The sequence below is a fragment of the Campylobacter sp. CNRCH_2014_2452 genome (assembly GCF_025772865.1).
Lineage (GTDB): Bacteria > Campylobacterota > Campylobacteria > Campylobacterales > Campylobacteraceae > Campylobacter_D > Campylobacter_D lari_D.
This window is the reverse complement of record NZ_JAKMSX010000004.1, coordinates 175,373-187,834: the sequence shown is the minus strand read 5'-3', so window position 1 is coordinate 187,834 and position 12,462 is coordinate 175,373. Positions and strand designations below refer to the sequence as shown.

Genomic DNA, 12,462 nt, shown 5'->3' with positions numbered 1-12,462 from the left:
ATTATAAAGCTTATAAAAAGTAATTTTTAAGTAAAATTACTTTTTACTTTCAAAAGATTATTATCAAAAAGAGTATTTATGGCAAGCAAACAACTTTCACTCAAACATCTTAGTATGCCTATATTGCTTGAAATGTTTTTAAGATATTTTTCTTTGATTATCAACACCGTTATGGTTTCGCAATATTCTAACTTTTTAGTTGGGGCTATGGGTGCGGGTAATCAAGTAGCAGATTTATTTATCATTATTTTTAGTTTTTTAAGTGTGGGTTGTAGCGTAGTGATTGCTCAAGCTTTAGGGGCTAAAGATTACACTCTAGCAAGAAAGGCAATTCATCAAAGTTTATTTTTAAATGCTTTGCTTGGTTTTGTGTGCGGAAGTTTGATTTTATGGCATGGAGAGTTTTTACTCTATCTTTTACAAATTCCAAATGAGCTTTTAAAGAATAGTGAAATTTACTTGCACATGCTTGGAATTTGTTTGTTTTTTGACGCTATGGGTATAGTTTTGGCTGCTATTATTAGGGTGTATAACATGGCTTATTGGGTTATGTTTACTACCTTATTGATGAATGTTGTGATATTTATAGGAAATTTTTATGTATTACATTTTACCAAACTAGAGCTTTTTGGAGTAGGGCTTAGTAATATACTTGGGCGTTTGGTCGCCTTTGGTATGCTTGTAGCAATACTTAGTTTTAAACTCAAAATTCATCTTAAAATTAAAGAGATGATAAGCCTTGAAAAAGTGGTACTTAAAAAGATTTTTAACATCGGTGGTTTTGCAGCAGGAGAGCATTTGATATGGTTTATACAATATACCATAGCTTTTGCTTTTGTAGCAAGTTTGGGTAAAGAAAATTTAAGCGTTCAAACGATTTATTTTCAAATTTCTTTGCTCATCATGCTAGTAGGGCAAGCTATAAGCGTAGCAAATGAAATTATCATAGGTAAATTAGTCGGTGCAAAATACTTAAATGTGGCCTACAAACATACTTGGATAGCTTTGTATTTTAGCGTGGTTGCAAGTGCTTTTGTGGCTTTACTTAATTATGTTTTGCAAGATTTTACCATGGATATAGTAAAGCTTGAAGAAAGTTTAAAAGAGCTTATGATACCACTTTTTACTCTTTCAATTTTCTTAGAAATCTCAAGAACTTTTAATATAGTCATGGTGAATTCACTAAGAGCAAGTGGTGATGCGAGGTTTCCATTTTTAAGTGGAGTTGTATTTATGCTTGGAGTTTCTTTACCGGTTGGCTATGTGCTTTGTTTTTATGCTGGACTTGGAATTTTAGGAGTTTGGATAGGTTTTTGTGCAGATGAGTTTTTGCGCGGTATAGTAAATTCATATAGATGGAAAAGTAAAAAATGGCAAGGCAAAGCACTAGTATAAAAGGAATTTTAGAATTTAAAGAATTTCGTTTTGCTTTTGAAAAGAAAAAACTTAAATACTTAAGACTTAGGGTAGATAGGGATTTAACTTTCAAGCTTAGCATACCGCTATATTATGAGCAAAGAGATGTTTTAAGATTTTTAGAAAAAAATGAAAGCTGGATTAGAGCCAAAGAAAAAGAACTTTCTTTAAAAAGAGTAGTTTTAGCAAGTGATGAATTGTATTTTTTAGGTAAAAAATACAAGCTAGTTTTTAACGAAAATCATAAAAAAGTTCTTATAAAAAAAGATAAAATTTTTGCAAAAAATCAAAAGTCCTTAGATCTTTTCTTAAGGCGTAGTGCTAGGGTGATTTTTGAGTATTTTATAAAAAAATGGCAATTTATCCACAAGAGAAAAGTGCAAAGAATTTGCATTAAAGACATGATTTCAAGATGGGGTTCTTGCAATCATCAAAAAGCATACATAAACTTAAATTTAAAACTCATGCAAAAACATATAAAAGCTATAGAATATGTGATTTTACATGAACTTATACATTTAATCTACCCACATCATCAAAAAGAATTTTATGATTTTTTATATAAATTTATGCCTGATTATAAAGCAAGAGAAGTTTTTCTAAAAAGTCTTATTTTTTAAGTATATTTTTAAGCTTTCCTTAGAATTAAAATTGTTATATTTATATTTTTAAAAATTTAATTTTAAGGTTTTAAACTTGCTTTTAGAAATTACTTTTGATTATAAATCTAAAAATGATATTTTTGAGTATTTGTTAGCTTATTATGCTAAAGATTATGTGTATGATTATGAGCAAAAAGATGAAAAAATCATCATTAAGATTAAAGGCGAAAAAGATGAAATTCAAGCCTTTTGTTCTAATTTAGAAAATATCAGCCATAGTGTTTTTTTAAACAAATTTGACTTAAAAGTTATAGAAGAAGATTTTACACCTATAAAAAAAGAAAAAGCTTTTACTCAAAGAAGTTTTTTAACAAGACTTAATGCAAATGCTTATACTAATGGCGAGCTTTTAGAAAATGAATGGGGTATTTTTGTAGAAGAAGAATTTAAAATAGAAGAAGAATTTATAAAAATCACTAAAGAAAATTTCTACGATAATTTAAAAAAAGCCTTGGAAAAATTAAAAAACAAAGAAAAAATGCATTTTAAAAGTCCAAAAGGAATATATGCTTTTGAAATTTTTAATGAAGCATTGGATGATTTTTTAATACCTTGTGACCCAAAACATATCAATGCATTTTTTTCTTGCAATAACGAGCAATTTAAAATCTTAGCAGGGGTTGAAAAGCCTCTAATGAAGCTTAAATTTAATGCTATTTTTAGACAAAATCATCAATTAAATCATGAATATTTTAAAATAAAAATATATGATAATCTTTTCTTGTTTGCCTTGTGTTTTGAGCTTGAAAAAGAAGGAATTAAGTTTTTAAATTTTAAAAAGCTAGAACATTTTGAAGATGATTTTGAAGTAGCTTTAATCGAAAATGAGCTAGTAGTTTGCAGGGGTTATGATTATATTTTACCTGAGTTTAAAAATTTGATTTTTCAAAAAGAAGATAAAAATTTTGCAAGAATTTCTTGTATATTGTCTGATTTTAAAGACAAAAAGCCTTTGCTTTTAGAACTTAGTAAAAAATATGATGATATTATTTTACTTGATAAAGAAATCAATCTTTTAAAACTAAATTTACCAAAAAGCTTTGATGAGTTTTATGAAACTATAAGTCAAGATGATGTTGCTAAGAGATTATTAGCTAATTATGAAAAAGAATTTACCCTAGTGCGAAAAGAACTAAACATGGCTAATAATTTTTTTAATCTTTTTGGCATGGTAGGGATGATTTTAGAGCTTGGTAAAGACGAGAAAAAAGCAGCATTAGCACTTTTGGCCTTAGCAGATGAGAGTAAAATGGCAAAAGGTGTTAGGATAGATTTTAAGCTTAATGAGCAAAAAGAATTTGATTACACTAAGACCTTAAGAAGTGTGATGAGTTTTAAGCTTGCTGGAGTAGAAAATCAAATCATAGCCTTAGGTGTTGTTGAGAGTTTGGCGTATTTTTTAAGGGATTTATTTGATGATTTAAGGACTAAAGAACAAGTTGATTGTGCCGTGCTTAGTGGGAGTTTGTTTGAGCATAAAAGCCTTAGTAAAAATGTATTTAAACACATACCATTTTTTAAGTTAAGTGATGTCCCACTTTGGATATGAAATTCATATTAAAGGACTAGTGCAAGGCGTTGGCTTTCGTCCTTTTGTTTTTAACATAGCTAAAGAGCTTAATTTAAAAGGTGAAGTTTATAATAATAGCTTAGGTGTTGTTATAATCCTTGAGTGTGGCAATGATGATTTAAAAATTTTTAAAGAAAAACTTTTTGCTAATTTACCACCTTTAGCTAGGATAGATGATTTTAGCTTTTCTTATAAAAAACTTCAAAAAACTTATAATGAATTTATCATAAGTACTTCACAAGATAGTGAAAAATTTAGCCCGATTTTAAGTGATTTTGCTCTTTGTGAGGATTGCTATAATGAATTTTACGATGAGAAAAATCCGCGATTTAAATATCCATTCATCACTTGTACAAATTGTGGACCAAGATTTTCTATTATAAAAAAACTCCCATATGATAGAGTTAATACGACTATGGATGAGTTTAAGATGTGTTCTTTTTGTCAAAGCGAGTATGAAGATCCTACTAATCGTCGTTTTCATGCCCAACCACTCTCATGCCCAAAATGTAAAATTACTATTTTTTTAAAAGATAAAAATCAAAATATTTTAGCCAAAGATGAAAAAGCTTTTATCTTGCTTGCAAAGCTTTTAGAAGAAGGTAAAATCATAGCTTTTAAAGGTATGGGTGGGTTTCATTTAATTTGTGATAGCACAAATAAAAATGCTATAAATGAACTTAGAATACGCAAAAATCGCCCTAAAAAGCCTTTTGCTATCATGGTAAAAGATCTTAAAATGGCTCAAGAATTAGCTTTTATTAATGAAGCTGAAGCAAAACTTTTAACTTCAAATTTAAAACCCATAGTTATTTTAAATAGCAAAAATATCCATAAAAGCTTAGCACCAGATACCAATAAAATAGGTATTATGTTAGCTTATATGGGAACGCATTTAATGCTTTTTGAACATTTTAAAAAACCTATCATTGCAACAAGTGCTAATTTAAGTTCACAAAGCATTATTTATGAAGAAACAAAACTTTTAGAGCAACTTAGTGATGTATTTGATTTTTATCTTGATTATGATAGAACAATACACAACTCAAGCGATGATAGCATTGCTCAAGTTATTAGCGAAAAAACTATGTTTTTAAGGACTTCAAGAGGCCTTAACCCACTTTATATCAATACAGCAAGTATTTTTAATACAAAAGAAAATATTCTAGCTCTAGGAAGTGAGTTAAAAAACGAATTTGCATGTTTTTTTAAAAATCAAATTTTCATTTCTCCTTATATAGGCGATATGAAAAGTTTAGACATGCAAGAGAGATTTTTTAAAATTTTAACTTTCTTTCAAAACTCTTATAAACTAAATTTTGATCAGATTTTAAGCGATAAACACCCACAATTTAACTATGTAAAAGAATTTAGAGATTATAAAAATTTTCGCGTGCAACATCACTATGCACATTTGTGTGCTTGTTTATTTGAACACAAAATTTACAAAAATAATGTTTTAGCCTTTGTTTTTGATGGAACAGGTTATGGAGATGATGGAAAAATTTGGGGTGGGGAGATTTTTAGAGCGAGTTTAAAAAGCTATGAAAGACTAAATCATTTTAAAAATTTCAAACTAATTAATGCAGATATTAAAAATATCGCAAATTTAGCTTTAGCTTTAATTTTTGATTTTAATTTAGAAAGCAAAGCTAGCGAGTTTTTAGCTAAATTTTCTCAAGTAAAATTAAATAATCTTAAAAAAATTCACACTCAAAGCTCTTTATATACGAGTTCTCTTGGTAGGATTATCGATGCTTTTGGCGCTTTTGCTTTTGATATACAAAAGCTTGATTATGAAGCACAAACTGGGCTTTTGATGGAAAAATATTATGATAAAAATCTTGATTATAGTTACAAATTTAACATCAAAGAAAAAGAAATTTGTTTTAAAAATGCTTTTTTGCAAGCTTTAGAAGATAAAGATAAAGTTAAAATTAGCACAGGTTTGCTTAATGGCATTGCAAATTTAATTATAGAATATTCAAAAGATTTTAAAGAAGAAGTGCTTTTATGTGGCGGGGTATTTCAAAATAAAACCTTGCTTGAAATTTTAGATCGAAAAAATTTTGCTTATAAAACTTCTTTGCAATTTCCTTGCAATGATAGTTCTATCGCACTTGGGCAACTTGTGCATTATTTATCTTTAAAAACTTAATAAAACTCATATTTTTTTAATACTTTTTTATATACAATAAAATAAAAATATAAAGGAAAGATTATGTGTAAAGATTGCGGTTGTTCTATTAATGGACATGAACATCATCATGATCACCATCATGAAAATCCAGTTTTAAAAGATGAAAAAACTATTAATGTTATTAGTAAAATTTTATCAAAAAATGATCATCAAGCAGCTCATAATAGAGAGCATTTTAATGAGTATAATACTCTTTGTATTAATTTAATGAGTTCCCCAGGAAGCGGTAAAACAACGCTTTTAGAAGAAACTATAAAAACTTTAAAAGATGATTTAAAAATAGCTGTGGTTGAAGGAGATTTAGAAACTAATAATGATGCAAATCGCATTATTAAAGCAGGAGGCTTAGCTCATCAAATTACTACAGGACAAACTTGTCATTTAGATGCTTTTATGGTGCATGAAGCTTTACATCATTTTAAACTTAGTGAACTTGATATAGTATTTGTTGAAAATGTGGGAAATTTAGTATGTCCTGCAAGTTATGATTTGGGCGAGCATTTAAATGTAGTTTTACTTTCAGTAACAGAAGGTAGTGATAAGGTAGAAAAATATCCAGTGATGTTTAGAAAGGCTGATTTATTGGTCATTACTAAAGCCGATTTGGCTCAACATTTTGACTTTGATTTCAAAGCAGCTTCTATGGCAGCTAAAAGATTAAATCCTAAAATAGATATTATGATTTTAGATAGTAAAACAAAAACAGGATTTGATCTTTGGATAAATTATCTAAAAATGAAAAAGGAGCTTAACTAATGTGTCTTTCTATACCTTCTAAAATTTTAGAAATTGATGAGCTAAATTCAGCCATAGTAGAAACTTTAGGGGTTAAAAGAAGAGTAAGTTTGGATTTAATAAGTGAGCCTTTAAAAGTAGGCGATTATGTGCTTATACATGTGGGTTTTGCTATGGAAAAAATCGACACTCAAGCTGCACAAGAGAGTTTAAAAATTTATGCTGATATAGCAGAGAAAATGCAAAATGGACAAATCGATGAAAATGAAGGCGATATGGGGCTAAAAAATGGATTTAATTAATGATTTTAGAAATAAAGAAAGAATTTTAACCTTAAAAGAACTTATTGCTTCTAAAATTACTAAGCCTATTAATATCATGGAAATTTGCGGTGGACATACGCATAGTATTATGAAATTTGGTTTGCCTGATTTATTGCCAAAAGAAATTAATTTTGTTCATGGCCCAGGCTGTCCTGTGTGTGTTATGCCTAGAGAGCGTATTGATGTAGCTTTAAAGCTTGCAAGTATGCCAAATACTATCTTTTGTGTATTAGGCGATATGCTTAAAGTGCCAGGAAGTTATGAAAGCTTAATTGATCTTAGAGCTAAAGGAGCTGATATCAGAGCACTTTATACACCTTTGGATGTGATAGATATAGCTTTAAAAAACCCTGAAAAAAATATAATCTTTTTTACCATAGGTTTTGAGACAACTACACCTATGAGTGGGGCAATTATAGAAAAAGGTATAGCTTTAAATTTAAAAAATTTATTTTTTCATATTAATCATGTGTTGGTTCCACCTGCAGTAGAAGCTATCATGCAAGATGAAAATGTAAAAATTGACGCCTTTTTAGGACCTTCCCATGTAAGCGTTATCACAGGATCAAACATTTATGAACCTATTGCTAAAAAATACAAAACTCCTATAGCAGTGAGTGGTTTTGAGCCAGTTGATATAATGCTTAGTGTGTTAAATATAGTAGAGCAAATGAATGCAAATACTTTTGAAGTTTATAATGAATATCACAGAGTAGTTAGCAAAGAAGGAAATTTAAAAGCTAAGGCTTTAGTAGAAAAATACTTTAAACCTTGTGATTTTGAATTTAGAGGTCTTGGAGTGATTGTAAATGGCGGGCTTTGTCTAAAAGATGAATTTGCACACTTAGATGCTAGCAAAGTGTTTGATTGTAAAGTACAAAGTAAAAACGAAAGCAAGGCTTGTATTTGTGGTCAAATTTTAAGAGGCTTAGCTAAGCCTTACGATTGTAAGGTGTTTGCAAAAGCTTGCACTCCAAAAAATCCTATAGGTAGCTGTATGGTTTCTAGTGAAGGAGCTTGTGCGGCTTATTATAAATACTATCAAGATAAGGCATAAAATGAAGCAAATTACTTTAGCCCATGGTGGCGGTGGCGAAGAAATGAATGCTTTGATAAGTGAAATTTTTTCTATTTTTGAAAATGATGTTTTAAAAGAAGCAAATGACGCTGCTATTTTAGATGATTTGGCTTTTAGTACTGATTCTTTTGTATTAAATCCTATCTTTTTAAAAGATATAAATATAGGAAAATTAGCAGTTTGTGGTAGCGTAAATGATGTATTAATGGTGGGAGCAAAACCACTATATTTATCATTAGCTTTAATTTTAGAAGAGGGTTTTGAGCTAGAAAAGTTAAAAATTATACTAAAATCTATAAAAGAAGAATGCGATAAAGCGGGAGTAAAGCTAGTTTGCGGGGATACTAAAGTTGTTCCTAAAAATAAAGGCGATGAAATATACATTAATACTTCATGTATAGGTAAAAATATACAAAAAATCAATACCAAAAACTTAAAAAGTGGTTGTAGTATCTTAGTTTCAAGGGATATTGGAGCTCATGGTTGTGCGGTTTTGGTTGAAAGAAATAATTTAGAGGCAAATATCCAAAGTGATTGTAAAAGCTTAAAAGATGAAGTTTTAACACTTTTAAATGCAAATATTTCCATAAAAGCAATGCGTGATGCTACGCGTGGTGGTCTTAGTGCAGTTTTAAATGAATGGACTAAATTAAGTAATTTAGAGCTTTTAATATTTGAAGAAAAAATCCCAGTTTGTGATGAAGTTTTAGGGGTTTGTGAGCTTTTTGGGTATGAGCCTTATGAGCTTGCAAATGAAGGAACTTTTATTATTTGTGTAGATAAAAAAGATGAACAAAAAGCATTAGAAATTTTAAAACAATTTAATACTAATGCAGCTATTATAGGTGAAATCACAGCTAATAAAAAAGCAAGAGTGGTTTTAGAAAATGCTTATGGAGCAAAACGCATTTTAGAAGCTCCAAAAGGCGAGCTTTTACCAAGAATTTGCTAATGCATGAGTTAAGTATTACAGAATCTTTGCTAGAACTTTGTGAAGAATATGCTCAAGGAAAAGTTATTGAAGAAGTGCATGTTAAAATAGGGCGTTTAAGTGGGATTGAACCTCCACTTTTGCAAAGAAGCTTTGAAACTTTTAAAGAAAATAGTCCCTTATGTAAGAATGCTAAATTTATTATACATATTCAAGAAGTAGTAGTTGAGTGTCAAAAATGCCATTTTAGTGGAGTGCTTAAAAATAATATCTTTTGGTGCCCAAAATGCGAAGATAAAGATTTAAAAATCATAGATGGGGAAGAGCTTTATCTTATGCAACTTGTTTTAAAAGAAAATGAGGATTTGGAAAATAATGACAAATAAGGAAATTATCTTAGGTGCGGGTTGTTTTTGGTGTACTCAAGCTGTGTTTGATGAAATCAAAGGCGTAGTTTATACAGAAGTAGGTTATAGCGGTGGTAAGCCAAATCCAAGTTATGAAAGCGTGGTAAATGGTGATGGGAATATAGAAGTAGCTAAGATAATTTATGATGAAAAACAAATTTCATTAGAAAAAATCTTAGAAATTTTTCTCAAAATGCACGATCCAACAAGCTTAGATAAACAAGGAGCTGATGAAGGAACGCAGTATAGATCAGTTATTTTTTATCAAACTAATGAGGAGTTAAAAATTATTAGCAATTTTTTACAAAAAGTACAAAAATATTACACTAAAGACATAGTTACACAAGTTTTAAAACTAGAAAAATTTTATAAGGCTGAAAACTATCATCAAAAATATTTTAAAAATAATCCTAACCAAGCTTATTGTAGATTTGTTATTGCTCCAAAATTAGAAAAGGTTAATTGCTAATATTGTTTTTAAGTATTTTTACAGTTAGATTTAAAAGCCTTTTGCAGGCTTTTAAAATTTAGTGGCAACCACAACCACCACATCCACAACTTTGACTAAAGAAATTTTCTAAAGCTTGCATATTAGGAAGTTCTGTTACTTCATTTACTAATTCTTTATAAGCAACTACGCCATCTTTAAGTACAAACACTGCTCTAGCTAAAATTCCCTCAAGTGGACCATCAGCCATTAAAACACCATATTTTTCACCAAATTCTTTAGAAACAAAATCACTCGCAACAGTTAAATTATCTATACCTTCAGTTGAGCAAAAACGACCCATAGCAAATGGTAAGTCCATACTAACTACGATTACTTCTACACCGCTTGCTGCTGCTTTTTTATTAAATTCTCTAGCTTCGGTTGCACATACTGGGGTATCAAGGCTTGGTACGCTGATAATAATTTGAGTTTTACCTTTTGGAGCAATTTCAACACCTGAAAGATCTTTGGCTTTTAAAGTGATATTTGGAGCCATGTCACCAACTTGGATGTTGTTTCCTTTTAAATTTACTTTATTTCCTTTGAATAATACACTATTCATTTTTTCTCCTTGAATGATTTTTATTAATCATAATATAAAAAGATTAATAAAGTCTTATTTTTATTCTTCTTTGCACATACCTGCTTCGATTAGAAAACACGAGGGTTGATAATTGCTTTTTTTAATCTTATCATATTTTGCATAGCTTAAGTATAAAGTATCTTTAGCTCTAGTTACAGCTACATAAAAAAGCCTTCTTTCTTCTTCTAAACTTCCGCCCATGCTCATGAGTTTTTGGTTGGGAAATCTTCCTTGTGCAAGATCAATTATAAATACAAGTTCAAACTCAAGCCCCTTACTTGCATGTATACTTAAAAGATTAACCCCGCTACCACTACTCATTTCACTAGCACCAAGAGTAAGAAAGTTATAGTATTTATAATTATCACTATAATTTTTAGCAAGTTCTTTTAATACAAACATTTTCGCGTTGATTTTTTCTAAAATTTCATTTTTTTTATTTAAATCAACATTGGAATTTTTATTAGTCGCTCTTTTAGTTGCCAAAATATCACAAATTTCTTTAAAATAATCATTTTCTAAAATCAAATCTACAAGCTGAGTTGAGATTTTACATTCACTTGCTTTTTTAATAAAAAGATAAATTTTTTCAAGATTTTTTGCACAAAACTCGTTGATTTTGGGTAAGCTTAAAATAGGGTGGGTATTAAATTCGCTTTCTAAGTTAAATCTTGAAGGCGAGGCTAGCTCCTCAATATCATCAAAAAGTCCTAGTTGGTAACTTTGTTTTTTGTATTTTTTTAAATTCACACTATTATCAGGATTTAAAAAGCCTTTAATTAAACTAGAATGTCCTAATTTTAATAAAGCATCAAAAATATCTTTTGCCAAAACCCCACCAACTCCTTTGGTGTATTCAAGTAAATGTATAAAAGCCATGATATCTTTTGGATTAAGCACGATTGCAAGCATAGAGCAAAAGTTTTTAACTTCCAAGCTTTCAAAAAAACTTCCTCCACCTTTTCTTTTGCTTGCTATGCCAAGTTCTCTTAAGGCTACTTCTACTCCATCTGCACTAGAATTGTTTCTAAAAATCACAGCAATTTCATCAAGATTAACCCCAGTTTGTAAAATTATTTTTGCTATGGTAGAGTATTGATCAAATAATTCATTAAAAGTTAGCAAACTTGGCGCTTTAAAATCTCCTTCTCTAGTTACAATTAATTCTTTAGGATATAATCTTTCATTGTTTAAAATAACCTTATTAGCTAACGCAAGTATATTTTTACTAGAACGATAGTTTTTATTTAAAGTAAAAATATTTGCATCGACAAATCTATCTTTAAAACTTCCTATAATAGAAATATCAGCCCCATTAAAAGCATAAATACTTTGATCATAATCGCCCACACAAAACAAACTTTTACTTTTAAAAGCATCAATTAACGAGCCTTGCAAGGTGTTAGTATCTTGGTATTCATCTACTAAAATCTCATCAAATTCAAAATGATGTGAAGTTAAAACATGTTTTAATTTGATCAATAAATCATTAAAATCCACATAGTTAAAACGCATTTTTTCTTCTTCGTATTCTTTTAAAATATCTTCATAAATTTCAGCATAAACAGCTTGTTCATCATAATTTTGACAAAACCAATTATAAAATTCATCTAAGTTTGCATTAGTATTTTGAAATAAAGAATACACATCATACAAATAGCTTGGCATATAAGGTTTAGTATCGCTTAAATGATGAAAAGTGCGTTTTTCAAAAATAGAACGCAAAAGAATTTTAAGCTCACTCGCAGGTTTTAAAATAATATCGTGATTTAACTCTTTAAGTAGAGAATAAGCAGTACTATGAAAGGTTCCTGCTGTGATTTTTGAAGTAATGCTTTTATCAAAATACCTACTAAGTCTTTCAATCATCTCTTTACTAGCTTTGTTTGTAAAGGTTAGAAGCATAATTTTTTCAGGCTTTATACCATTTTGAAGTAAAAAAGCTATTCTTGCAACTATAGTTGAAGTTTTACCCGTGCCTGCACTTGCTATAATTAGATTATGTCCAAAAGGAGCACTAGCGGCTTTATATTGTTCTTCATTTAAACGCGATAAGGGCATGAATTT

Annotated in this window: 12 protein-coding genes; 10 read left to right on the top strand and 2 right to left on the bottom strand. The window is 29.3% G+C overall.

The genetic code is table 11. The annotated features are described in order from the left end of the window. Positions 1-78: 78 nt before the first annotated feature. The 10 genes from L8X38_RS04120 (at position 79) to msrA (ending at position 9,791) form a co-directional block, all read left to right on the top strand. Positions 79-1,395, top strand: a complete 1,317-nt coding sequence (locus L8X38_RS04120; RefSeq protein ID WP_263661374.1) for an MATE family efflux transporter — start codon at positions 79-81, stop codon at positions 1,393-1,395. Beyond that, complete coding sequence (locus tag L8X38_RS04115) at positions 1,371-2,036, top strand: M48 family metallopeptidase (RefSeq protein WP_263661373.1); 666 nt, start codon at positions 1,371-1,373, stop codon at positions 2,034-2,036. Before L8X38_RS04120 ends, L8X38_RS04115 begins: the two co-directional genes overlap by 25 nt. Positions 2,037-2,112: 76 nt before the next feature. Next, positions 2,113-3,627 carry a hypothetical protein gene (locus tag L8X38_RS04110; RefSeq protein ID WP_263661372.1) on the top strand — a complete coding sequence of 505 codons (1,515 nt, stop codon included), beginning with the start codon at positions 2,113-2,115 and terminating at the stop codon, positions 3,625-3,627. Then, positions 3,608-5,806, top strand: coding sequence for a carbamoyltransferase HypF (gene hypF / locus L8X38_RS04105; RefSeq protein ID WP_263661371.1), 2,199 nt, complete (start codon positions 3,608-3,610; stop codon positions 5,804-5,806). Before L8X38_RS04110 ends, hypF begins: the two co-directional genes overlap by 20 nt. A 63-nt stretch (positions 5,807-5,869) precedes the next feature. Further along, the gene (gene hypB, locus L8X38_RS04100; protein WP_261530076.1) at positions 5,870-6,604 is read left to right on the top strand and encodes a hydrogenase nickel incorporation protein HypB; all 735 of its coding nucleotides are present in this window, start codon (positions 5,870-5,872) and stop codon (positions 6,602-6,604) included. Then, positions 6,604-6,885, top strand: coding sequence for a HypC/HybG/HupF family hydrogenase formation chaperone (locus tag L8X38_RS04095; RefSeq protein WP_012661500.1), 282 nt, complete (start codon positions 6,604-6,606; stop codon positions 6,883-6,885). Before hypB ends, L8X38_RS04095 begins: the two co-directional genes overlap by 1 nt. Next, complete coding sequence (gene hypD / locus L8X38_RS04090) at positions 6,872-7,963, top strand: hydrogenase formation protein HypD (protein WP_263661370.1); 1,092 nt, start codon at positions 6,872-6,874, stop codon at positions 7,961-7,963. The genes L8X38_RS04095 and hypD overlap by 14 nt, the downstream gene beginning before the upstream one ends. A gap of 1 nt (position 7,964) precedes the next feature. Further along, a complete protein-coding gene (gene hypE, locus L8X38_RS04085; protein ID WP_220567193.1) occupies positions 7,965-8,936 on the top strand; it encodes a hydrogenase expression/formation protein HypE in 972 nt (323 codons plus the stop codon). Continuing rightward, positions 8,936-9,301 carry a hydrogenase maturation nickel metallochaperone HypA gene (locus tag L8X38_RS04080; protein WP_263661369.1) on the top strand — a complete coding sequence of 122 codons (366 nt, stop codon included), beginning with the start codon at positions 8,936-8,938 and terminating at the stop codon, positions 9,299-9,301. Before hypE ends, L8X38_RS04080 begins: the two co-directional genes overlap by 1 nt. After that, on the top strand, positions 9,291-9,791 hold the full coding sequence (gene msrA, locus L8X38_RS04075) for a peptide-methionine (S)-S-oxide reductase MsrA (protein WP_263661368.1): 501 nt from the start codon (positions 9,291-9,293) through the stop codon (positions 9,789-9,791). Before L8X38_RS04080 ends, msrA begins: the two co-directional genes overlap by 11 nt. 58 nt (positions 9,792-9,849) lie before the next feature. Here msrA and tpx read toward each other — a convergent pair whose 3' ends face one another. Together tpx and L8X38_RS04065 are read right to left on the bottom strand one after the other, a co-directional pair. After that, the gene (gene tpx, locus L8X38_RS04070; RefSeq protein ID WP_263661367.1) at positions 9,850-10,374 is read right to left on the bottom strand and encodes a thiol peroxidase; all 525 of its coding nucleotides are present in this window, start codon (positions 10,372-10,374) and stop codon (positions 9,850-9,852) included. 60 nt (positions 10,375-10,434) lie between these two features. Further along, on the bottom strand, positions 10,435-12,456 hold the full coding sequence (locus tag L8X38_RS04065; protein WP_263661366.1) for an ATP-dependent helicase: 2,022 nt from the start codon (positions 12,454-12,456) through the stop codon (positions 10,435-10,437). Positions 12,457-12,462: the final 6 nt, after the last annotated feature.